This is a genomic window from Marinomonas flavescens (genome assembly GCF_004352835.1).
GTDB classification, from domain to species: Bacteria; Pseudomonadota; Gammaproteobacteria; order Pseudomonadales; family Marinomonadaceae; genus Marinomonas; species Marinomonas flavescens.
The window spans coordinates 107,629-130,634 of record NZ_SJSB01000006.1 but is presented as its reverse complement, the minus strand read 5'-3'; the positions used below and the strand labels follow the sequence as shown (position 1 = coordinate 130,634).

Annotated in this window: 24 protein-coding genes and 1 pseudogene; 16 read left to right on the top strand and 9 right to left on the bottom strand. The window is 42.2% G+C overall.

Going from position 1 to position 23,006, the window contains the following annotated elements:
• Nucleotide 1 precedes the first annotated feature (1 nt).
• The 6 genes from dhiA (at nucleotide 2) to E0D70_RS08225 (ending at nucleotide 3,930) form a co-directional block, all read left to right on the top strand.
• Nucleotides 2–526, top strand: a complete 525-nt coding sequence (gene dhiA / locus E0D70_RS08250) for a type II toxin-antitoxin system antitoxin DhiA (RefSeq protein ID WP_133011794.1) — start codon at nucleotides 2–4, stop codon at nucleotides 524–526.
• A gap of 392 nt (nucleotides 527–918) precedes the next feature.
• Entirely contained in the window at nucleotides 919–1,185 is a 267-nt protein-coding gene (locus E0D70_RS08245; protein ID WP_133011793.1) for a type II toxin-antitoxin system Phd/YefM family antitoxin, read from the top strand.
• A 99-nt stretch (nucleotides 1,186–1,284) separates the two neighbouring features.
• The gene (locus E0D70_RS08240; protein ID WP_240537038.1) at nucleotides 1,285–1,482 is read left to right on the top strand and encodes a type II toxin-antitoxin system RelE/ParE family toxin; all 198 of its coding nucleotides are present in this window, start codon (nucleotides 1,285–1,287) and stop codon (nucleotides 1,480–1,482) included.
• 364 nt (nucleotides 1,483–1,846) lie between these two features.
• Nucleotides 1,847–2,308, top strand: coding sequence for a YccF domain-containing protein (locus tag E0D70_RS08235; protein WP_133011792.1), 462 nt, complete (start codon nucleotides 1,847–1,849; stop codon nucleotides 2,306–2,308).
• 117 nt (nucleotides 2,309–2,425) lie between these two features.
• Complete coding sequence (locus E0D70_RS08230) at nucleotides 2,426–2,674, top strand: Rho-binding antiterminator (RefSeq protein WP_133011791.1); 249 nt, start codon at nucleotides 2,426–2,428, stop codon at nucleotides 2,672–2,674.
• A 146-nt stretch (nucleotides 2,675–2,820) separates the two neighbouring features.
• The gene (locus E0D70_RS08225) at nucleotides 2,821–3,930 is read left to right on the top strand and encodes an NAD(P)/FAD-dependent oxidoreductase (RefSeq protein WP_133011790.1); all 1,110 of its coding nucleotides are present in this window, start codon (nucleotides 2,821–2,823) and stop codon (nucleotides 3,928–3,930) included.
• A gap of 118 nt (nucleotides 3,931–4,048) precedes the next feature.
• Here the strand turns inward: E0D70_RS08225 and E0D70_RS08220 are convergent, their stop codons facing one another.
• Complete coding sequence (locus tag E0D70_RS08220) at nucleotides 4,049–6,106, bottom strand: right-handed parallel beta-helix repeat-containing protein (RefSeq protein WP_133011789.1); 2,058 nt, start codon at nucleotides 6,104–6,106, stop codon at nucleotides 4,049–4,051.
• A gap of 366 nt (nucleotides 6,107–6,472) precedes the next feature.
• On the opposite strand from E0D70_RS08220, the pseudogene E0D70_RS17785 reads away from it, so the two are divergent.
• From E0D70_RS17785 to E0D70_RS08205, 4 genes and pseudogenes are all read left to right on the top strand, one after another.
• A pseudogene (locus E0D70_RS17785) lies at nucleotides 6,473–6,571 on the top strand (IS30 family transposase); the annotation flags it as partial.
• Between the two features lie 61 nt (nucleotides 6,572–6,632).
• On the top strand, nucleotides 6,633–6,923 hold the full coding sequence (locus E0D70_RS08215; protein ID WP_133011788.1) for a hypothetical protein: 291 nt from the start codon (nucleotides 6,633–6,635) through the stop codon (nucleotides 6,921–6,923).
• 62 nt (nucleotides 6,924–6,985) lie between these two features.
• On the top strand, nucleotides 6,986–7,432 hold the full coding sequence (locus E0D70_RS08210) for a methyltransferase family protein (protein ID WP_133011787.1): 447 nt from the start codon (nucleotides 6,986–6,988) through the stop codon (nucleotides 7,430–7,432).
• Nucleotides 7,433–7,604: 172 nt separating this feature from the next.
• The gene (locus E0D70_RS08205; RefSeq protein ID WP_133011786.1) at nucleotides 7,605–8,057 is read left to right on the top strand and encodes a DUF302 domain-containing protein; all 453 of its coding nucleotides are present in this window, start codon (nucleotides 7,605–7,607) and stop codon (nucleotides 8,055–8,057) included.
• Here E0D70_RS08205 and E0D70_RS08200 read toward each other — a convergent pair.
• A complete protein-coding gene (locus tag E0D70_RS08200) occupies nucleotides 8,031–9,848 on the bottom strand; it encodes an ABC transporter transmembrane domain-containing protein (protein ID WP_207923233.1) in 1,818 nt (605 codons plus the stop codon). The genes E0D70_RS08205 and E0D70_RS08200 overlap by 27 nt on opposite strands.
• A gap of 261 nt (nucleotides 9,849–10,109) precedes the next feature.
• Here E0D70_RS08200 and E0D70_RS08195 point away from each other — a divergent pair, with 261 nt between their 5' ends.
• The gene (locus E0D70_RS08195; protein ID WP_133011785.1) at nucleotides 10,110–10,442 is read left to right on the top strand and encodes a YnfA family protein; all 333 of its coding nucleotides are present in this window, start codon (nucleotides 10,110–10,112) and stop codon (nucleotides 10,440–10,442) included.
• A 138-nt stretch (nucleotides 10,443–10,580) separates the two neighbouring features.
• Nucleotides 10,581–10,970 carry a VOC family protein gene (locus tag E0D70_RS08190; protein WP_133011784.1) on the top strand — a complete coding sequence of 130 codons (390 nt, stop codon included), beginning with the start codon at nucleotides 10,581–10,583 and terminating at the stop codon, nucleotides 10,968–10,970.
• 125 nt (nucleotides 10,971–11,095) lie between these two features.
• Here E0D70_RS08190 and E0D70_RS08185 read toward each other — a convergent pair whose 3' ends face one another.
• A complete protein-coding gene (locus tag E0D70_RS08185) occupies nucleotides 11,096–11,359 on the bottom strand; it encodes a hypothetical protein (RefSeq protein WP_133011783.1) in 264 nt (87 codons plus the stop codon).
• Between the two features lie 534 nt (nucleotides 11,360–11,893).
• Between E0D70_RS08185 and E0D70_RS08180 the strand changes: the two genes are divergently transcribed.
• On the top strand, nucleotides 11,894–13,285 hold the full coding sequence (locus E0D70_RS08180; RefSeq protein WP_240537037.1) for an MFS transporter: 1,392 nt from the start codon (nucleotides 11,894–11,896) through the stop codon (nucleotides 13,283–13,285).
• A 346-nt stretch (nucleotides 13,286–13,631) separates the two neighbouring features.
• Nucleotides 13,632–14,792, top strand: coding sequence for an N-acetylmuramoyl-L-alanine amidase (locus E0D70_RS08175; RefSeq protein WP_133011782.1), 1,161 nt, complete (start codon nucleotides 13,632–13,634; stop codon nucleotides 14,790–14,792).
• 93 nt (nucleotides 14,793–14,885) lie between these two features.
• On the opposite strand, the gene E0D70_RS08170 is transcribed toward E0D70_RS08175, so the two are convergent.
• From E0D70_RS08170 to xseB, 4 genes are all read right to left on the bottom strand, one after another.
• Nucleotides 14,886–15,521 carry an SDR family oxidoreductase gene (locus E0D70_RS08170; protein WP_133011781.1) on the bottom strand — a complete coding sequence of 212 codons (636 nt, stop codon included), beginning with the start codon at nucleotides 15,519–15,521 and terminating at the stop codon, nucleotides 14,886–14,888.
• A 214-nt stretch (nucleotides 15,522–15,735) separates the two neighbouring features.
• The gene (gene dxs, locus E0D70_RS08165) at nucleotides 15,736–17,616 is read right to left on the bottom strand and encodes a 1-deoxy-D-xylulose-5-phosphate synthase (RefSeq protein WP_133011780.1); all 1,881 of its coding nucleotides are present in this window, start codon (nucleotides 17,614–17,616) and stop codon (nucleotides 15,736–15,738) included.
• A gap of 53 nt (nucleotides 17,617–17,669) precedes the next feature.
• Complete coding sequence (locus E0D70_RS08160; protein WP_133011779.1) at nucleotides 17,670–18,551, bottom strand: polyprenyl synthetase family protein; 882 nt, start codon at nucleotides 18,549–18,551, stop codon at nucleotides 17,670–17,672.
• On the bottom strand, nucleotides 18,548–18,790 hold the full coding sequence (gene xseB, locus E0D70_RS08155) for an exodeoxyribonuclease VII small subunit (protein ID WP_133011778.1): 243 nt from the start codon (nucleotides 18,788–18,790) through the stop codon (nucleotides 18,548–18,550). Before xseB ends, E0D70_RS08160 begins: the two co-directional genes overlap by 4 nt.
• 171 nt (nucleotides 18,791–18,961) lie before the next feature.
• Between xseB and pomA the strand changes: the two genes are divergently transcribed.
• Nucleotides 18,962–19,717, top strand: a complete 756-nt coding sequence (gene pomA / locus E0D70_RS08150; RefSeq protein WP_133011777.1) for a flagellar motor protein PomA — start codon at nucleotides 18,962–18,964, stop codon at nucleotides 19,715–19,717.
• Nucleotides 19,718–19,744: 27 nt separating this feature from the next.
• A complete protein-coding gene (locus tag E0D70_RS08145; protein WP_133011776.1) occupies nucleotides 19,745–20,752 on the top strand; it encodes a flagellar motor protein MotB in 1,008 nt (335 codons plus the stop codon).
• Nucleotides 20,753–20,879: 127 nt separating this feature from the next.
• Here E0D70_RS08145 and bioA read toward each other — a convergent pair whose 3' ends face one another.
• A complete protein-coding gene (gene bioA / locus E0D70_RS08140) occupies nucleotides 20,880–22,169 on the bottom strand; it encodes an adenosylmethionine--8-amino-7-oxononanoate transaminase (protein WP_133011775.1) in 1,290 nt (429 codons plus the stop codon).
• A 71-nt stretch (nucleotides 22,170–22,240) separates the two neighbouring features.
• Complete coding sequence (locus E0D70_RS08135) at nucleotides 22,241–22,786, bottom strand: ComF family protein (protein ID WP_240537035.1); 546 nt, start codon at nucleotides 22,784–22,786, stop codon at nucleotides 22,241–22,243.
• Nucleotides 22,787–23,006: the final 220 nt, after the last annotated feature.

Below are 23,006 nucleotides of genomic sequence, written 5' to 3'. Positions count from 1 at the left end.
TATGTTAAAAGTAATTGATGTTGATTTGGTCGCTGATTTTACACTTGAGCTTACTTTTAGTGATGGTTATACCGGTGAAGCCAACTTAACTGAGTATTTCCAAAAAGAAGCATTTAGCCATGTGGCTAATTTTCAAAAATTTGCATTAACGGCAGACGGCTCTCTTGATTGGAGTGGTGTTGAATTATCAGCAGCAACGTTAAAAGCAATTACGGTTGGTCGTTATACTGAATCTAATTTAACGCCTTTTGACGTTAAAGAAATGGAAACTGTAATCAAGCAGGCTTCATGGGATTCAATGCAAGAAGGTCGAGCAGACATTCTGCAAGCGGCTATCCGTTCTTATGTTGAGCAATTTGGTCATAGTGTTGTCATTGAGCGTGCAGGAATCAAAAGTAGAACGAGTGCTTACCGTTCTTTAAAGCCTGAAACGACACCAAGTTTTGGAACTTTGGTTCAGCTAGGTCATGCCGTTATTGAGCTGGCTAAAGATAGAGCATCTGCTCATTCTTTAAGTCGCATGTAACCAATGCATCAAGATTATTTACTACACTCGGCATCTCAGGCTGTCGAGTGTTTCTCGTTTTAGGGCGTTAATTTTTACTATAATTGCATAGTAGTAAACGTGTTATGCAGACATTGAGAAGCTTAGGAATCGTCTGCATTAGGCAAAAAGTAAGCCTCTCACACTATTTAGCTACTCACTGTTCGATTCTTAAGCACACACTTCCTTTACGGCTCGACATCATCAATCAATGATTGAAAATCGAAGGACCTATTAAATCTTAAGTGTGTGGTGAAATATTGTGGATTTAAATTAATTAAGTAGGCTGAGAATGTAGAAATTCTACAGCCTCGTTATACTCTTACAATAGATCTAAACAGGTGCTACAAAAAGGTCTTTGAAGGGGCGTTATTATGCAAACTAAATTTTCCGAAGATATTATTTCGTTTTCAGGCCTTAAGGTTAATCCTGGCAAGGTCGTGAACCACGCTAAAGATAGCCACAGACCTGTACTCTTAACTAGCCGAGGTCGCGGGGTGGCGGTAGTTCAAGGGCTTGATGATGACGAGAGCGCCAAAGAAGAGCTGGAGTTTGTTAAGGCAGTAACTCAGGGGTTAATGGAAATAAAGGAAGGCGATACTACTGATATCAATGATGTGAAGAAGAAGTTAGGTCTATAGTAAATGAATATTTCTTTTTCCAAGTCTGCAATCACAGATCTTGAAATCATCAAAGAGTACTATTTAGAGTAAGGTGTACCCGATATCGGTCATGAGTTTGTGGCGGCAATTATTGAACATATTGAAACTCTTAGTGCTCATCCTGATATCGGTCGGGTGGTTCCAGAATTTAATGATGAGTTGGTTCGCGAACTTATTCACTCACCGTATCGCGTCGTATATTTGCGTGAAATGAAATCAATAAAAATTATTAGGGTCTGGCGTAGTGAGCGGCTACTTAAATTACCCGAAAGTTGAGTATAACCAAGCGTTCAACCGGACTCAGCTTCAGCTCGCACTATGTACGCGGCGTTAGCTTGGTATTGAGTCTGTGGTGTTTCTTCTAAAAGAACATGTCCATGTTCTTTTTAATTGTCTATTATTTCATCAATTTCACTTCCTGCCTTTGATTCTATTATCAATCAAGCATCTTGATTTCACGCCTTTTTATTGCTTAACCATCCGGTTCATATTCTATTGATGCTTCGATATCATCGATCTATGATGATGGGCAGTGCGGTCTGTTGAATCTTCAGTGGTAGTGCAACTCCATCGCCTCGTCAGGCTCATTTTAAGAGGTATATGAGAAGGTGATATTAGAAGGTAGAAGGTAGAAGGTGATATGAGAGCAATTGGGAATTTAATTTGGTTTATATTTGGCGGTCTAGTGATGGGCTTAGCTTGGTGCGTTTTTGGGCTGTTGGCTTTTATAACGATTGTCGGTATTCCATGGGGCAGGGCGTGTTTTGTCATCGCGGGTTTCTCTTTTTTCCCATTTGGAAAAGAAGCCATTGCTCGAAATGAGTTAACGCAAGCCGAGGATGTGGGGACTGGCGGCTGGGGAGTAGTAGGCAATATTTTGTGGTTTATCTTTGCTGGATTTTGGTTGGCGATAGGTCATGTTATTTCTGCTATCGCGTGTTTTATTACTATTATCGGTATCCCGTTCGCTTTACAGCATTTAAAACTTGCTGGCATTTCAATTGCACCTATCGGTAAAACGATTGTCTCTAAAGAAGTGGCTATGGCGGCTCGTCATGCGAATGCCAAAATCAGTGTTGCAAATTTAAGGGCAAAAAAATAGTCGATTTTTCTGAGCCGTTGCTATGTCGGCTCGCCATAATTTTCTTTTAATGCTGCGGTCTTTCAAATCGGTCTTTTTAATCGGTCTTTTTAATCGGTATTTTATTAGAGGTTTCTTATGATTACTTGCCATGAGTACGATTATGTTGAGATCGTTTGTTTGTTCCATTACCCGATCAGGTTAACGATGAATACGGGAGAAAACATAGACGGCGTTGCGCTGGATACTGCCCGTAACGAAAGCCGTGCTGAGTGCATTAAAATACAAACAGACGATGGCGTTATGTTGGTGGTGTTAGCGGATATGGTCAAGCTGGCGATCACCGTTGAAAACCCTCACTTTACGGAAGTGCGTTTTCAGTCGTGATTTTCTCCTTTGTAATAGGTGATATTTTTTAGGATAGGTTCACGCTTTTTGGTTCCCGTGGGTTAAGAAAGAAATAGCCGCATTACAAGGTGCTTAGGGGCCTTAGTAGGGCATATTAATCATAGTTAACAACTGAAGAAACCGATATGAAGCGTCTTGTTTTGATTGGGGGTGGTCATGCACACATGATTACTCTAAGTAAATTAGAGTCCTTTATTGAGAAAGGATATCAAGTCACGGTTATCCAACCCTCTGATTATCACTATTACAGCGGTATGGGACCGGGGATGCTTGGCGGCACTTACGAGCCGGATGATATTCGCTTTGAGACCAAACAGCAGGTTGAAAGTAAGGGTGGGAGGTTTGTTAAAGCCCACGCTAGCCGCATTGATCCAGACAAGCAGCTTGTGTATCTCGCAGAAAGTGATGAGACGATTCAATACGATGTGCTTTCTTGTAATGCAGGTTCTTATGTTCCTAAAAGCATTGTTGAAGGCGCTGATGAGAATGTGTTTACAGCGAAGCCAATTGAAGAGCTATATCGAGCTAAAGAGACCATTCTTCGAAAATTGAACGATGGGCCTATTTCAATCGCGGTTCTCGGTGGCGGGCCTGCGGCGGTGGAGATAGCAGGGAATATCCATCAATTATGTAAGAGAAAGTCATTGCACCAGCCGAATATACGCTTGTTTAGTGGACCTAGGCTGATGTCTAAAGCGCCTGTTCGGGTGCAGTATTTGGTTCATAAATTACTGGTTCGTAAAGGTATTACCATAATAGACAAAGGGTATGTTGAGCGCGTTAGTGATGGAAAAATCACGGTAGAAAATGATACGACCTACGACGCTGATATTATCTTTCCGGCAATCGGTGTTAAGCCTTCCCCGCTCTTTGTCGCATCTGGTTTGGATGTTGGCCCTGATGGTGGCTTAAAAGTGAATACATTTTTGCAATCAACTGGCCAAGCAAATATTTTTGGCGGAGGGGACTGTATCTATTATGCCGATCATCCTCTTGATAAAGTGGGCGTTTATGCGGTTCGTCAAAACTTAGTGCTATATAACAATTTAATGAGCGCGCTTGAAGGAAAATCGTTAGAACCTTTTTCGCCAGCGAGCGATTATCTTTTGATTTATAACCTTGGTGATGGTGAAGGGGTATTGTCTAAATGGTCGCTTACCTTCTCAGGTAAACTGGCTTTTCGTATGAAGGACTACATTGATAGAAAATTTATAAGGCTATTTCAAGGCTCATAATAAGCCCATAGAATAGAGCCCCTATCAGTGTGATTGCTGAATACCAGTGGGGCTGTTTAAGATCAGTGGGACAGATTTCTCTCAAGACAATTGCAGGTAAATGACTAGTTGAAGGTGTTTATTTTTTCGGTATCGCTTTAGCGCCAGGGGTTGCTTCATCGCAATTCATTGGTGCAAAACATGGTCTAGCGATACTTGCACCTGGTACCCAAGCAGGCTGACCATATTCATAAGCGCCGATATCAGGCGTACTTCCCACAAAGTTATTGGTAATGCCCGCAATCGTTTTTCCTTTGTTTATGGCATCTGTTGCGCTAGCTCGTAAACGAAAATCTCCATTTAAATGATCCACAAACGTGTCACTTGGATTAGCATCATTAAGTTCATTTTCATGTGTAATACATTTTAATAATGTATTTGTACTTTCTAAGTCAACCATCGGGCCCGCGAACAAATTATTGGTGAAATTTGTACTATTAATCGCGCCTTGCCTATCACGATTCCATAAACGAATACGGTAATGGGTGTTATAAACCGTATTATTATAGTATTTTACGTTTTCAATCGTTGTACGACGGGGACCTAAATAAACAAAGGTGCCATCGTCTTTAATATCTGTTTGAAAATTCCAAATAACGTTGTGATGCGCTGTATAGTTTTTTACATCTTCTAAATAAAGCGCCACCACAAACTGCTTACCACTATTGCCGTTGCTTGCAACAGCTTTTGACGTTGGCAGTGTTGAGCTGTCATGAATATGATTGTAAGCGATTACACTATTCTTAATATCTAATGCTGTGTCGTAAGCACTACCACTCGTTGCTTCAATCGAACCAGCATCTTGTCCTAATCTCGTCGAGTCGAAAATATCATTATATAAAATATTGATTTTATCATTAAAACGAATATGGAATCGGCCTGTTGAGCCTAAGGTACTATTAGAAATAGTGGTGTTAAACGCATGGGTTAATACACTTGACGTAAATTGTGCGTTCCAGCCAATATCTTCAATAATACAATTGTGGATGGTGTTATTGTGACCATCTTCTATTGAGAAACCATTGCCCCAGGTGTGGGCAACATAACATTCTCCAAAAGTATTATTGTTGCCGTTTACATAAATTCCACCTTGCTGTTTGAATGAGGAATTATAATTGGCACGGGAAAAATAGGGGAATATATAACGAAAGCTCGTTTTTTTAATCACTGTGTCATCTGATTTTAACTGTAGTGAAGCGGCTTTAATGTTTAAACCTGAAATGCTGGTGTTATCTTTACCATTAATGATAAAAGCCCATTCGCGCTTTTGTGCTTCAATTTTAAGGCTGTTAACATCAATATTATCTTCAGGTTTAAAGTACAGTTTACCGTCTTGTGCATACCATTCGCCCGCTACGTCTAAAGCATTCAAATGGAAGATAAAGCCCCAACCACTGCCTGGAATGTTTTTATTGTTTTTTGTCCAATCAGTCAATTCAGATTTAACCTGAATCAGGTTACCGCTATTACTTGTAATTCGACCATGAGGGTTCTGCCATGTTTTACCTGAAATACCTCTGAAATAACCACCAACCCAATAATCATCAGGAATGTTATTCATGTCATTAAAGACAACGCGTTTATTACTTGTGGTGTCGTTTTTATCCGCGGCATTATTGACCACGATATCAGCGTAGCCAGATCCGCTTTCGCGCACACTTAACATGTCGCCATTGCTTTGATTTGGGTAACGCGCCATTTGCATATAAGCGTCGTTAGCAAAAACCTGTGTAAATTGCGTTTCAAAACCAGAAAAATTTGCTTGGTAAATACCATCTTTATATAACGACCACCCAGTGACAACATCAAGGCCTGTCACTGTGACTTCTTCATTGGGATAATTGCTAAAGGATTGATGGGCATAAGCAACCGTCACTGTTTCACGGTAAACGCCTTCTCGGATAACGATATCACCACCGTTTGGTAATTTATTTGACGCTGACTGAATTGTTCTGAGAGGAGAGCTTTCGGTGCCATCATTAGAATTTCGTCCGTTATGGCCATCGACATAAATACGATGCGATCGAATCTCTTCAAGTTCAGCCCCTTGAGCTGAAAAAGCAGAAACGGGTAATAGGGTGGTGCAAGATGCCAAGATCAAATGTCGAATAAAAGTGCGTCGGTTATGGTTAATCATAGGTACGTCTTGTCATAGGTACTTTTTTCATAGGTACTTTTTTCATAGGTACTTTTTTCATAGGTACTTTTTTTCATAAGTGCTTCTGTCATAAGCACTGGCTGTGTATAGATTAATGATTGATAAAAATATAATCTGCGCGATGAACGGCGACTCAATGTATTGCAAAATAACAACAATCACGTTGAACATCAAAAGCAGGTTAGAAGCTTTACACAAAACTGCAAACAGCCGCCGCAACTGCAAAGATTTAGATCAACTTACTACTCTTCAAAAATAAGCAGCACCTTTCGTTGTCATCACATAAAGGCATCTAAATGAGTGTGATAACGCATCGCTGCTAGGCTGGTACACACCTGTTAATTCGCCAAATATCGCCTATCATCAAGGGCGATTGATTTTATTCGTACTTTAATTGAAATCGACTGGCGTCTTGAGCAAGTCTCTAACGTACTCAAAAACTGTCTTGCTTGTACCAAACTGGCTACAATGAGGCTTCACTTGTCAGTATTCCCAAGGAATCATCATGGTTGAGAAAGACATTATTTACGTAAGAGCGAATAACGCCGGCAGCACCGCGGGGATAATTGCGTGTGTATTAGCGGTATTTGGTATATTCACTTTAAGTGTTGTCTTCGTACCGCTTGCTATTATTTTTGCCATATTTGGCACATTAGCCGCCATCTTGCAAATGAATGGCTCAGGCATTGGTGTCAATCTATTGGCTTGGATATTAGTTATTGCTGGAATTGTAACCTCACCAGCGCTGATTGCCTTTATTCTCATGATTGGTGGGCTAATACACCTCACGCCTTAGTTCGATGCATGACTGAAATAACACGGCTTGATTTTCTTTAGATAGATAGCAAAGGACTGAATATGCTCGCATTAAAAATCCCACCACCGGTAATTTTTGCTGTGACTGCGGTGAGTATGTTTGCTCTTTCTGGTTTTCATTTTCAAATTGATCTCTGGCTATTCGTGTTGAGCGGTTTCGTGTGGTTTGTGGCTTTGGGCGTTGCTGTCTCTGCGATACTGTCTTTTACCCAATCGAAGACCACGGTAAACCCGCATCAACCTGATAAGTCTACGGCTCTGGTGGTGACGGGCGTTTTTCACTATTCGCGTAATCCTATGTATTTGTCACTGGCTATGATATTGCTTGGCTGGGCCATTTTGTTGAATACGTTCTGGGTCTTTCTGCCTATTGTTTTTTTTGTTCTGTATTTGACATATTTTCAGATCAAGCCGGAAGAGGCGATTTTAGCGGGCAAGTTTGGTGAAGATTATCAGGGTTATTGCTGCCGAGTTCGACGTTGGATCTAATATCTGAATAGCGCAGGATATCTCGAGAATATTAACTCTTACCGTTAAGTGCAGCATTAATGGCTGTTGTATTGCTGTTGCGCACTCTTACTCCGAAAATTATAAAGTTACGATGGAACGGTTGATGAATTAGTCGGTCGAATTAAATCTATTCTTATGGAAGGAGGTGTTTATGATCAAGTTTATTTCGTTGGGCGCTGTGGTTCTGTTGTCTTCTTTTTCTGTCCATGCGACAGAAAGTTTAGTGAAGTATGAGAGTCATTATTCAGTACAAGAAACAGCGGATCGATTTGAGTCGATTGCAAAGAGTAAGGGGCTCAATGTTTTTGCTCGGATCGATCATCAAAAAAACGCTGAGAACGTAGGTTTAACCCTTAGGCCAACGCAAGTGATTATTTTTGGTAGCCCAAAAGTGGGTACGCCTTTGATGCAATGCGCTCAAGACATGGCCATTGACCTGCCTCAAAAAGTGCTTGTTAGTGAAGATGTAAACCAGAAGGTTTGGTTGTCTTATAACAATCCTCAATATTTGAAAGAGCGCCACGATATCAAAGGCTGTGACCCTGTTATCACTAAGGTGACGGCTGTGCTGAAGAAGTTAGCTTCGGCTGCAATCGCTCAATAATTTCGTTTTTAGCGACTGCTCGCCGAACTGTAAATCTGCTAGGCGTTTGTACAAGGCACAGCTTTTGAGCAATTCAGAATGTGTGCCTTGGGCAATAATTTCCCCTTGATCCAATACGATAATTCGATTTGCATTTAAAACGGTAGCAAGTCGATGGGCGATGACGAGAGTCGTTCTACCTTCCATGAGCAGTTCAAGAGCCGCTTGTACTTTGTGTTCGCTCTGAGCATCCAGCGCGCTGGTTGCCTCATCTAATAATAGAATTGGTGCGTCTTTCAAAATAGCACGAGCAATAGCAATGCGTTGCCTTTGTCCGCCGGATAAACGTACGCCATCTTCTCCTAAGCGAGTGTCGTATGTCTTATCTAATTGCTGGATAAAGTCATGGGCATTGGACTTTATTGCCGCATCTTGAATGGTTGCTTCACTGGCGTCACGGTTCGCATAGCCTAAATTGTCTGTCACGGTTTGATCGAATAAGGCGGTTTCTTGTGGCACTAAGGCCAGTTGATGACGCCAAGCGCTTATGTCGTAATCTTTGATGTTGTGGTCAGCAAAGCGCAGTTGCCCTTGTTGCGGATCATAGAACCTTAGGAGTAACTCAAAAATAGTTGATTTCCCTGCACCGGATGGGCCAACGAGGGCGACAGTTTCACCTTGCTGAATGGTAAAGCTGAGGTTCTTTAGTACCTGTGTTGTTGGTCGTGTTGGGTAACTAAATGTGACCTCGTTAAATTCCAATACGGTGTTGTTTGTGACTGAATTGTCTGGATTAACCGGATTAGGAATAAGTTGTTTGCCACTGATAATGTCACTGGTTTCGTTGAGTAATTCCATAATACGCTCGGCCGCACCTGCTGCGCGTTGGAGTTCACCCATGACTTCCGATAGCGCTGTCACGGCACCAGCGACAACAATTGAGTAAAACAGAAAGCTGGCCAGATCCCCCGCGCTGATGGCGCCAGAAATAACGTCTTTCCCGCCAAACCACAACATAATACCAATACCACCCATGGAGAGTAATATGGCCATTAAGGCTAGCCAAGAGCGTTGTAAAATTCGTTTCACACTCACGCTAAAAGCCTGCTCAACGGCACTGGAAAAGCGTTGTTCGTCGTGTTTTTCATGGGTAAATGCTTGTACCACTTTAATATGGCGCAAGGCTTGTGACAGGTAACGTCCTACATTGGCGATCTCATCTTGGCTATTACGAGATAAACGACGCACTCGACGACCAAAATACAGTACGGGTATGACCACAAAGGGTACGCAGATAAGTAAGATCAGGGTTAATTTAAAATGCATGACTAAGAGGAAAAGAATACCTCCGATCAGCATTAAACTACTGCGTAAAGCAATGGAGAGAGAAGAGCCAATCACACTTTGTAATAATGTGGTGTCTGAGGTGATGCGTGACTGAATTTCACTGGGTGAATTATCTTCAAAAAAAGACGGGGAAAGCGTGAGTAAATGCGCAAAAACGGCTTTTCGTATATCAGCAACGACTCGTTCACCGAGCCAAGAGACAAGAAAGAATCGGCAAAAGCTGCCCACACCTAATAGTAGAACTAGCCCCATAAAGATAAATAAAGCCTTGGTTAGATCCGCTTCTGAACCTGACGCCAAGCCTCGATCAATCAAAAACTGAACGCCTTTACCAAGGCTTAACATCGCGCCTGCGGTAATAACTAAAGCGATTAAAGCGCCTATCACTTGGCGGCGATAAGGTCGTAAAAAAGGTAAGAAGGTTGCAAGGCCGGTACTTATGTTGGTTTTATCGTGCTGTTTCAAAAAGTGCTTCCATCAAGTTCTATCGTCAGGGATCATTACTATAACGGATCTTAGAATCAGTAATGGATAAAAAATGTGCTATTTGATGGCTATTGCCTCGTGGCTGCGAGTTTTTAGAGTGGAGCTGTTTGGATTAGAATCTTTCTGCTATTAAATTTTATCAACAGCAGGGGGCATTTTGTGTTGATGATATGCGTATTTATCGCTTATTACCGGATTAACTAGCTGCCAATGCGGCTTTATTTTAAGGTTTTTTATGTTATGCCTGAGTTAAAAACGCTTGGCCTTTTTATGATTACTGCATTAGCAGAAATTATTGGCTGTTACCTTCCTTATCTCTGGTTGCGTGAAGGTAAGTCGATCTGGTTATTATTACCTGCGGCATTGAGTTTGATCGTGTTTGCATGGTTACTTACTTTGCATCCTGCTGCTGCGGGTCGAGTGTATGCGGCTTATGGCGGTGTGTATATTTTTACGGCGATTGTATGGTTGTGGCTTGTTGACGGCATTCGTCCAACCAGCTGGGATCTAGTGGGCTCGGGTGTGGCTTTATTGGGGATGGCGATTATTATGTTTGCGCCGCGAGGCGCCTAGTCACATTCAATATTTATACATGTAATGAAAAAAAGTGTTTATATACTATGGTAAGTTTCACATGAAGCGAGAGCGCGTCATCTGATCCTAAACGATAAGCGGTTGTATAATCGCCTTAATTTTAACGAGGTTGTAGCTATGTTTAGTCATGTAATGTTGGGCACAAATGACATTGAAAAGTCGAAAATTTTTTATGATGCCACCTTGGCTGTGTTGGGGTTTGAGCCTGCGGTGCTTGATGAAGCAAAGCAGCGTTTTTTTTACTTAAGTGAAAGCGGTGTGTTTGCCATTACAAAACCGATTAATGGCGAAGCAGCAAGTCACGGAAATGGTTCGACAATTGGTTTTAAAGCAGCCACTCCTGAGCTGGTGGATGCATGGCATGCTGCGGGTGTTGCTGCCGGCGGCGAAACATGTGAGTCCGCGCCAGGAATAAGGGACGGTGGCGCTAGAAAATTATACTTAGCGTATTTACGTGACCCATCAGGTAATAAAATATGTGCCACATGTATGCTATCTAATGACTAAAGAAGCGATGTTTTATTCAGACGTTCAAGCAAGTTAGCGTGCTTTCATCTTTTCTGATGCTAAGATTTTCTTACTAAAAAATGGCGGGTGATATTGTATCCCCCGCCATTTTTTATAGTGCAAAATTACTTTGCGGCCTTTTCAAAGCACAAAGTTAATTCTGTCGTTGATTTATTATCTGTAGTGTATTCAGAAGCGTAAACCATAGACCAACCATCGTAGGCCTGTAATTCTTCATTGGTATCAGAATCACCGGTTTCAACTGTCACACAACGCAGCATTTTTTCTGATGTAGTAGCATCAAAATCACGGATTTGACTGGTAACGTTGGCGCCAGAGCAAGCTGTTAATAGTAGTGCGGCAGAAGTGATTAGTAGGGCTTTGTACATTCTTATCTCCTTGAAAAAAAATAAAGCCAGCAGAATGTAAAGATTTCGTCTTCTCTTGGCAAGAAAAAATCACGGTGGATCTCGTATAAAAGATAGATAACAAGGAAAATAACCACCCATTACCTTCAGCTTGTTCTTGTTCAACGCTATTTTATATTAAATGTCATGGCGGATTCGTGTGCATTCAAACAACATTTTCCCGATAAGACAGCTGTGTTGTACTAAAAGAAGGATTACTAATAGGTTGTTTTATGATCAGTCATAGTAATATGAGTTTGGTTAGTATTGGTTGAGTTAGAGGTTGGTGTTCATTGTCGATAATAGCCCTTGGTTACCGTAATAAATAAAGGTAATTAGTATTTCTGAATGAGGCGTCAGTCGCTTATCTCTTTTAATTATTGCTGAATATAAAGTATCGTAAATAAAATCCATAATTCGGCTTTCTTTTATTGATAAGCCTCAGTAGTATTCATCTCCCCTGCTATAAAATAACGCTTTTCACTCGAAATAATTAAAAAATAATTGTGATTAGGGATGGCAGTCTTTCTTAAACAAAAAGTGGCTATTAATAAAATAATCATGAACTCAAAACATAATAATACTCATCCAAATAGTGGTGCTGGGGCTCATTCTGATCAGCATCGTAAACTTAATAAAAATGATGCTAAAACATTAGGTCTGTCGGCACTCGGTGGCGCGCTGGAGTTTTATGACTTCGTCATTTTCGTCTATTTTGCCAATGTAGTTGGTAGTTTATTCTTCCCTGCGGATATGCCTGAATGGCTTCGTCAGGTGCAAACCTACGGTATTTTTGCCGCCGGTTATCTAGCTCGCCCATTAGGCGGCATTATTATGGCTCACTTTGGTGACATATTCGGACGTAAACGTATGTTTATGATGAGTATTTTACTAATGGCGTTGCCTACTTTTGCAATCGGTCTTATGCCAACTTATGCCAGTATTGGTATTGCTGCTCCATTATTATTGCTTTTCTTTCGCGTGTTACAAGGTGCCGCGATTGGTGGCGAAGCACCAGGTGCTTGGGTTTTTGTGACAGAGCATGTTTCTAAGCGTCATGTTGGCTTAGCGTGTGGCATTCTTTCTGCTGGGCTTGTGGCCGGTATTTTGATTGGCTCTCTTGTTGCAACCGGAATGCATACTGCTTTCACTGCTGAAGAAATTAGTGACTACGGCTGGCGTCTACCTTTCTTATTAGGTGGTGTGTTTGGCTTTATTGCTATGTATTTACGTCGTTGGTTACATGAGACGCCAATATTTAAAGAAATGCAGGAAAGCCGAGAATTGGCCGTTGAATTGCCAATCAAAACAGTATTAAGGGAACACGCTCCTTCTGTTGTTGTTTCTATGGCGGTGACTTGGGTTCTGACGGCGGCTGTTGTGGTTACAATTTTGATGACGCCATCTTTGCTGCAAAAGCTGATTCATTTAGATCCGCAGGTGTCTTTAGAAGCCAATAGTATTGCGATTATCTGCCTACTGTTCGGTTCTATTATCTGTGGTGCCTTGGCAGACCGTTTTGGCAATGGCCCAATTATGATTATTTTCAGTATTGGTCTTGCCATTAGTTACTGGTTCTTTTTCAGTACTATGATGCATGACACAACGCATTTATTCTCTTTATATGGTTTGGTTGGTTTCTTTGCCGGATTGACGGGTGTGGTGCCAGCCATTGCAGTGAAAAGCTTCCCAGCCGCTATTCGTTTTTCAGGGTTGTCATTCTCATATAACGTGGCATATGCGATCTTTGGGGGTACAACACCAATGATAGTGAGCCTTATGTTAAGTGAAGATCCGCTTTCACCAACGTATTATGTTGCGTTTGTTTGTGGTGTTGGTGTGTTAGCAAGCCTAGCTGTGATGCGTTATCACACTCGTTTGGATTTGATCGCATCACCTGTAAGATAGCGTTTTAATTTAGTGCCATCGGTAAAGCAATACTGACACTGAAAACGTTTTAAAGACCTCGTAATTTTATATTGCGGGGTTTTTTTATGCCTTAATGTGATGGTGGCGAAGTGAGCTTTTTATTTTAAAAGGGCGGTAAGTTGGCTTAAATCTTTGCGATTGGAGTTTGAGTTTTGTGTAAAGCTTCTGGTCTGCTTTTGATGTTCAACGTGGTTTTTGTTATTTTATAACACATTGAGTTGCTGTTCATCGCTCAGATTATGTTTTGCTCAATCATTAATCTATACACAGCCAGTGCTTATGACAGAAGCACTTATGAAAAAAGTATTTATTACAAGCCGTATCTATGACTAACCATAACCGACGCACTTTTATTCGACGTTTGATCTTGGCATCTTGCGCCACTCTACTGCCCGTTTCTGCTTTTGCTGTTCAAGGAAACGAACTTGAAGAAATTCGATCGTATCGAAATGGCAGTAAAGCTCAACTGACGTTAAAGCTATCTCAAACGCCCAACTATAAGGTCTTCACGCTTAAGAATCCTGATCGCTTGGTGGTAGATTTACATCAAACGAAAAATGCCTATGGCTTTAAATCGCTTAATAAGCTGGGGTTGTTCAAAGAGGTTCGCTGGGCTATGCACCACGGTGATACCTTGAGGCTGGTATTCGATCTCGAAAATCATATTGCGTTTAGCACCACGTCAGTTCATAAAAATACTCATAATGATGAGCTGAGAATAGAGCTAACAGACTCTGTTGTTGTGCAGCACAAACCGGTGGCGAGAAAGCCGGAAAAACGTGATATTTTAGTGGTGATTGATCCCGGTCACGGTGGTAAAGATCCCGGTGCAACAGGCAAGCATGGGACTCATGAAAAGGATGTTGTTCTGTCAATAGGGCGAATGTTACGCCAGAAATTAGATCGCAGCCATGGCTTTAAAGTGGTCATGACGCGTGATAAAGATGTGTTTATCCCTTTGCGAGAGCGCGTTATTATTGCTCATAAGTATAAGGCGGATGTGTTTGTTTCCGTCCATGCGGATGCTTGTGATGATCGAACGGTAAAAGGTTCTTCCGTTTATATTTTATCGAATAAAGGTGCAACGAGTGTTATGGCTCGGCGTCTTGCGAATCGGGAAAATAACTCCGACTTGATTGGCGGGGTGTCGTTAAACACAAAAGATAATATGCTGGCCAAGGTGCTGCTTGATCTCTCTCAAACAGGAACGCTTCAGGCGAGTACTGATTTAGCCAATACCGTGATAAGCAATCTAGCCAAGACGGAAAAAATATTGCACAAGCGAGTGGAGCGAGCTGCGTTTGCTGTTTTGAAATCCCCTGATATTCCATCAGCCTTGGTAGAAACAGCCTTTATTTCTAATCCACGGGAAGAGAAAAAACTTCGTACTAAAGCCTTTCAAAATAAGATAGCAGATGCACTTCATGATGGTATCAAACGATATTGCTTAGAAAGCATCCCTGAACGAAATCTTATTATTAGTTGATTTTTCCATTAAGCCAATAGAATAAGCGTAATAAAATAAAAGCCAAGAAAGTCGACCTTTCTTGGCTTTTATTGTATTCACTGAGAAAGTCTTTTAGACCAATATATTTTCAAATTCATAGGTGCCATTATACAGTTCAAATGTTTTGCCTTTGAGCTGTTCTTTTCCAAGTACAAACAGGGCACATGTCGCGACATCTTGACGTGATATAGCCATTTCTTCTCGTGCTTGTGGGCGTTTGATTGTTATTTTCCCTGTGCCTTTTTCATTGGTTAATGAGCCCGGTCGCAAAATAGTATAAGGAATATCGGCTTGTATGAGATGTTCATCGGCCATGTGTTTGGCGACTAGATAGGGTTTGATCTTGCTGGGTAATTTATCAGGGTCATCTGCGCCAATCGAGCTGATCATTACAAAGTGTTTTACGTTTGCTTCTTTGGCGTAATCGACGGATTTTTTAGCGGCCCAAAGGTCGATTAAGAGTGTTTTATCTAGGCCAGTTTGACCACCAGATCCAGCGGCGAACATGACGTTGTCAACGCCTTCAAACGCGCGGCTGAAATCTTCCTCTAGGTCTATTTCGACTATTTCTAAAAGATCGCTCTCTAAGTCTGCTAATTTACTTTTGTCACGCACTAACGCGCGTACGCTGTTCCCCGACTGAATAAATGTGCGGGTCATCATTTTACCTATCTGACCACTTGCGCCGATGATGAGTGTTGTGCTCATAGTAATGCTCCTCTTTGCTACGGTAATTAAGTGTTCTTACTACCATATGGTCAAACAGGAGAGATTAAACCAAAGAGGCGGGTGTTTCATATTTACTGGTTATTGCTTATGAAGTGTTGGCGAGAGCGTTGAAAAGAGCGTTGAAAAGAGCGTTAAAAAAAATACCAGCGGCTTGCTGGTATTTTTTATGGAGGAGAGCTTAAACCAAAGTCTGTTACTGGATATGGGTTAGCTTTTGTTTGATTTGCATTTCGATGCCCTTAGCATCTAGGTGTACGTGCTTCAACATGGACTCATGGCTAGCATGATTTTCATATTGATCCGGTAGGCCAATATGAAGTGTCGGAATGTTGAGATTATGAGAAAGTAAGAACTCACTAACCGCAGAACCTGCACCACCCATGATGGCATTTTCTTCTACGGTGACAATTAATTTGGCATCCGCTTGCGCTAGTAACGCTTCTTCATCTATGGGTTTCACAAAGCGCATGTCTAGTAGTGTGGCGTCTAGATTTTTAGCAGCTTGTAATGCATCGTAGCTAGGTCGACCAAATCCGCAAATTACAATGCCAGATTGGCCCGTGTGTAAGGTGCGTGATTTGCCTATCTCGATAGTGCTGAGAGTGGGTTCTATCGTGACGCCGCGGCCTGTTCCTCTAGGGTAGCGAACCGCAGCAGGGCCTTGATGTTCATAACCTGTTTGTAGCATTTTACGGCATTCATCTTCATCTGATGGTGCCATAACAAGCATGTTCGGAATGCAACGTAGAAAGCTTAAATCATAAGCGCCTGCGTGAGTAGGACCATCTTCTCCGACTAAGCCGGCGCGATCGATAGCAAATAAAACGTCTAGATTTTGCAGTGCAACGTCGTGGATTAGCTGATCATAGGCGCGTTGTAAAAATGTGGAGTAGATAGCAACGACGGGTTTTACGCCATCGCATGCCATGCCAGCAGCGAGGGTGACGGCGTGTTGCTCTGCAATGGCGACATCAAAATAGCGCTTTGGAAAACGTTCTGCAAAGTCGATAAGGTCAGAGCCTTCTTTCATTGCTGGAGTAATCGCGACTAGCCGATCGTCTTGCTCGGCGGCATCGCAAACCCACTGACCAAAGACATTGCAATATTTGGGTAATTTAACCGCTGGTTTCGTTACTTTAACGTCTGGTTCTGTTTTATTGATCGCGTGGTAGCCAATGGGATCGCCTTCAGCGGGTTCAAAACCTTTGCCTTTTTTGGTAATGACGTGAAGAAATTGAGGGCCTGAACGATCTTTCAAATTGGCGATGGTGGTCAAAAGATGATCCATATCGTGACCATCAATTGGTCCAATATAGTTAAAACCTAGCTCCTCAAACATGGTGCCAGGGGAGACTAACCCTTTCATGTGCTCTTCGGCTTTGCGGGCGATTTCTAATGCGGTGGGTAAGCCTGAGAATACTTTACGGCCACCTTCACGAATATTCTCGTATGTTTTGCTTGCCCACATGCGAGCGAAATAACTCGATAGTGCACCAACGGGTTTTGAAATAGACATTTCGTTGTCATTCAAAATTACCAGCATGTCAGCTTTTACATCACCAGCATGGTTGAGCGCTTCAAACGCCATACCAGCAGACATAGCGCCATCACCGATAATAGCAACGGCTTTACGTCCTGTTTTTAAATGGCGAGCGGCCAAAGACATACCCAGCGCAGCACCGATGGAGGTACTAGAGTGACCAACACCAAAGGTGTCGTATTCACTTTCTTCGCGTTTTGGAAAGCCGGAAATGCCATCCTCTTGACGAATGGTTAATAGCGCATCGCGACGGCCTGTAAGGATTTTATGGGGATAAGCTTGGTGTCCTACATCCCAAACAAGGCGATCTTCAGGGGTGTTGAAAATATAGTGCAACGCGACGGTCAATTCGACAACGCCTAGTCCTGCGCCAAAATGTCCACCTGTTTGGCCAACACTAAAAAGCATATATTCGCGTAGCTCTCGTACTAGGGCAGGCAGCTGTTCTTTTTTTAATGCACGTAAATCTGAAGGTGCATTTACCTGATCTAGTAGTGGCGTTTCGGGACGCGAGGTTGGGATTTCATCAAACATTGGCACCAGTAAGGTCTCACAAATTAAGGCTAAATTGTTAACGCGCTAGTATATCAGTGGTTGCGACCAATAATATAGTTTGCGAGCTCAACTAAGGGTTGTGCAGATTCTCCAAACGGGGAAATATGCTCAATGGCTTGCTTGTGTAATTGCTTAGCCAGCGTTTGAGCGCCTTCGAGTCCTAGTAATTTAGGGTACGTTGGTTTATTTGCTTCTTCATCTGAGAACTGTGTTTTACCTAACGTTTGGGTGTCGCTAGTAATATCAATGATGTCGTCTTGGACTTGAAAGGCTAAGCCTATTGCACAAGCGTAGGCTTCTAAGGATTGGAGCTGCTCTTGTGTTGCCAGTTCTGTGCTTAGCGCGCCCATTCGTACACTGGCGCAAATTAATGCTCCCGTTTTATGCTTGTGCATTTGCTCTAATGTTTCGATCGAAATATCTTGCCCAATGTTCGAAAGATCAATCATCTGGCCTGTAATCATGCCGTGTCGTCCTGAGGCAAGAGACAGTTCACGTATCAATTGAAGCTGTGTTGTCGCTTGGCCAAGTGACGGAGCACTTAGCAATTCAAAAGCAAAAGTTTGTAGAGCATCACCAGCAAGAATGGCCGTTGCTTCGTTAAAGTAAATATGACTGGTAGGCTTGCCGCGACGTAGATCGTCATCGTCCATAGCGGGTAAGTCGTCATGAATTAACGAATAAGCATGGATAGATTCAATGGCCGCTGCGCAAGCATCGGTTAGCGGATTTGGTTCAGCGAAAATGGCCGCGGTGGCGTAGGTGAGCATTGGCCTAATACGTTTTCCGCCATTGAACAAACTATATGCCATTGCTTCTTGCAAATTCGTCGCTGGCGGGTAAGTATCTAATTGTTGTTTAAGATAACTATCAACGCGAAGGCGAGCGTATTGAGAGAATTGGTCTAAATTCACGAATCAGATTCCGGATCAAAGGGTTCTAAATGTTCTCCGTCTTGCTTATCGAGTAAGATTTGAACCTTTTGCTCGGCTTGTGTTAGAACGGATTGACAGTCTTGGCTAATTTTCACCCCTTTCTCAAATGCTTTTAATGCTTCTTCGAGTGGTAGTTGATTAGACTCTAATTGAGTCACAATACTGTCTAACTCGTTTAGATTTTCTTCGAAATGACGAACGCTATTTTTACGAGGCATGATTAATTCTCTTAGGTATTACGATAATTTGTAACAGAAAACGATAAATTCTTCGAGTATCGTTTCTGAGAAAATTACAAAAATACTGATCAAAGATCTGATCCTTTTATATTCTTTCGTTTAGAATTGGTTAAACTGTGTTTATTATAGCTTTTTTGTTAGGAGACGTGTGTGGATATCGCAACGTTAATTGGGTTGGTCGGCTCTTTTGTCATTGTTTTAATGGCTATTCTCTTGGGCGGCTCTGCAGGGATGTTCTTAGACCCCGCCTCTGTACTGATTGTATTGGTAGGTTCCACTTTCGTGGTCCTGATTCAATACCCTCTAGGTCAGTTTCTTGGCGCAGGTAAAATCGCAGCCAAAGCGTTTATGTTTAAAAGTGTTCCTTTAGATACTTTGATTGATGAAATTTATGGTTTAGCTGATGAGGCGCGTAAAGGCGGCTTGCTTTCCCTTGAAGGAAAAGAGGTGAGTCATCCTTTCCTATCAAAAGGTATTCAAATGCTTGTCGATGGTCATGATGGTACTGTCGTCAAAAATCAGTTATCTAACGATATGAATATGGCCTTTACTCGTCATGATACTGGTGCGAAAGTTTTTAAAGCCTTCGGTGACGTTGGTCCTGCGATGGGGATGATAGGAACCTTGGTGGGATTGGTACAAATGTTAGCCAACATGGATGATCCTAAAGCAATCGGTCCGGCTATGGCCGTCGCCTTGTTAACCACATTATATGGTGCAGCACTTGCAAACATGGTGTGTTTGCCTATTCAGGCTAAGCTACAAAATCGGGCTAATGAAGAATTAATGTGTCAGAAGCTGATTTTAGACGCACTGCTTGCTATCCAGGCAGGTCAGAATCCACGAGTAGTTGATGGTGTTCTGAAAACCTATATTGCCGAAGGCAAACGAATTGAACGTGAATAACTTTTTTAGCGGTAGTCGGATTGTTTAATGAGTGATGAAGAAGAGCAAGATTGCCCCGAATGCGTAGAAGGCTTACCAGCTTATATGGGCACATTTGCCGACTTGATGTCGTTGCTAATGTGCTTCTTTGTGTTGCTGTTGTCATTCGCCGAAATGGATGTTTTGAAATTTAAACAGCTAGCTGGTTCGATGCGAGAAGCGTTTGGTGTGCAAAAGGAAGTGAAGGCGGAAACTATTCCGATGGGAACATCGATTATTGCCCAAGAGTTTAGCCCCGGTAAACCAGAACCCACACCAATAAACGAAGTGCGTCAAAAAGCCGATGATCGTCCTGATCATACGCTGGAAGTCTTATGTAAGCCGGGTACAGCGGAAATGGATGATCACGACGGTGCAGGGAAACCTTCGCAAGCTATTTTGATTGATAAATCTTCAGCTGATTTAGAGCGTGAAAAGAAAATTAAGCAAACCGAAGAAACAGCACGGCAAATTGCCTCGGTGATGAGTGATGAGATTTCAAAAGGAACAGTAGAAGTCGAAACACAAGAGCAGACCATCACAATACGCTTAAAAGATAAGGGAACGTTTGAGTCTGGCTCAGCACAGTTAAATTACGACTTTATTCCTGTTATCGATATGATTCGAGATATATTGGTTAATGTGAAGGGGTCTATTTCTGTTGAAGGGCATACGGATAATATCCCTATTGATGGTAAGCGCTTTAAATCAAATTGGCAGCTTTCTTCTGCTCGAGCGATTTCTGTGGCGGAGGAGCTATTTGCTTCTGGTAAATTAAACCAGAGTCGTTTTGCTGTCACAGGTTTTGCTGATACGCGTCCATTGGTGCCAAATGATACCCCTGCGGATAGAGCAACTAATCGTCGAGTGGAAATTGTTATTAAGCAAAATGATTTTTCTGATCCATCAAAAGTGGATTTAAATGGCAGTAAGCCAACAAGTGATAATGCGATTGAATTTGATAAATCGAGTCTTGATAAGAAAACATTTAATTTATCTCCCCGTGAGATCTTTTAAGAGTAAATAATAGTTTTTTATCGATGTCACTGGGGTTAAAAAAAGAGCCTGTCTTATTGAAATGAGACAGGCTCTTTTTTTTACTTAATTTGGTGCTCTCAAGCGAGCGGCATACTGATTAAGGATGTTATTCTTCACTGGCAATTTCATAAATGGCTTTACCGAGTGTTTCAATTTGTGACTGCGTGATGATGTAAGGAGGCATGAGGTAGATGAGCTTGCCAAATGGACGAACCCAAACGCCTCGTTCAACAAATTTAGGCTGGATCTCGTGCTGGTTTACGGCATTTTTCAGTTCGACTACACCAATAGCGCCAAAGCATCTGACATTCGCAACTTGTTCTAATTGAGCGCAAGGTGCGAGCGCTTCTTTCATCCAATGTTCGATCTTTCCGATACGATTTTCAATGTCATATTGAGCCAGTAGTGACAGGCTTGCGTTGGCTGCTGCACAGGCCAATGGATTCCCCATAAACGTTGGTCCATGCATAAATACACCACCTTTATCGCTTATCCCAAGGGCCACTTTATCGGTTGCTAGGGTTGCCGCTAGAGTGATGTAACCGCCAGTAAGTGCTTTGCCAACACACATAATATCTGGGCAAATATCGGTATGATTGGTGGCGAATAGTTTTCCAGTGCGACCAAACCCTGTGGCAATTTCATCGAAGATGAGCAATATGTCAAATTCATCACACAAGGTGCGGATACGGTTTAAATAGTCAGGATTATAGAAGCGCATACCTCCGGCATTTTGTACGACGGGCTCTATGATAAATCCTGCGATTGAGTCGCCATTTTTCAAGAAAAGTTGACGAATTTCGTCGATATACGCTTCTTTTATTGGATTGGATGTTCCTGTTGGTGGCGGTGAAACAAAGAATTGCTCTGTGACCGCGCCATTAAATAGGCCATGCATGCCGTTTTCTGGATCACACACGGACATGGCCGCAAACGTGTCTCCGTGATAGCCGCTTTTGGGCGTAGCAAAAAACTGCTTAGCCGGCTTGCCTTGGGAGTGCCAATATTGAATCGCCATCTTGAGAGCGACTTCCACAGAAACCGAACCTGAGTCTGAAAAGAATACTCTTTGCAGTGGTTCTGGTGTCATCTTGATGAGTGTATCCGCGAGGTCGATGGCGGGTTTGTGGGTAAAGCCACCAAACATTACATGGGAGAAATCGTCTATTTGTGATTTAAGTGCCGCGTTGATGACAGGGTGATTGTAACCATGAATGACACTCCACCATGAAGACATGCCGTCGATGAGTGTTTGTCCGCTCGCCAGAGTAATATTGCATTCAGAGGCGTGTTCAACAAAATAGTGTGGCGTGGGAGTGCTCATCGAGGTGTAAGGGTGCCAAAGACGTTGTTTGTCGAGCTCAATGTACTCTTCTGGTGTCAGTGAATTTTGCATAGTGGAAGCCATTTTGTTGTTTAAGCTGGCGCATACTAAACAATGCTTGTGCTGGTTGCTAGTCTGGTTTTCTAGCCAGTTTTGTCTGGTGTTCTGGCAATAACCCAAATGTCCACTTGCGTTGCACCGGCCTTTTTTAGTTGTTTTGTGCAGGTTTCTAGGGTGTTCCCACTGGTCATCACATCGTCAAAAAGAGCGATGTGAGAATCCATTATTCCTTCAACTTGATATACCCCTTTGTGATTTTCTAAGCGCTGTTTTCGGCTCAGTGTATGTTGAGCCTGCGTGTTGATCGTTTTTTTGATTACGCTTTGCTTCACGAATGATGGTGTTCTGTTGCCGAGTTTTTGTCTAAGTATTTTATAAAGCTCTGATGCCATTAGTTGAGTTTGGCAGAAGCCACGTTCTTTGATCCGCTTAGGATGACTCGGTACAAAAATAAGTTGAGTGGGCCAGTCTTCAATATGTTGATAGTGTTCTATTAATTTTCTACTAAGTAGTTCAATTAAGGGTCGAATATAGTCAGCTTGCTGATGAAATTTTATCGAGTGAATTAAGCTTTTAGTGAGGCTTTCAAAGCGAAGTGGCGCTATGCATACATCATAAGGTGGTGGCATTGCTTGGCATTGGCCGCAAATAAATTGGAGCTCGGAATAGGTTGGTCGTTTACACAGTAGACAGGCAAATTGATTAACTGCAAAACCGGCTTCACAGAAAGCGCAAAGTGTTGTGTCGCTTTTGGCGTGACACAAATAGCAGTGATCAATAACTAATCTTCTGTAAACCTTGGTTATATTTATGGTTGACAGTTTTTTCTGGTCCATTAGTATTGCCATC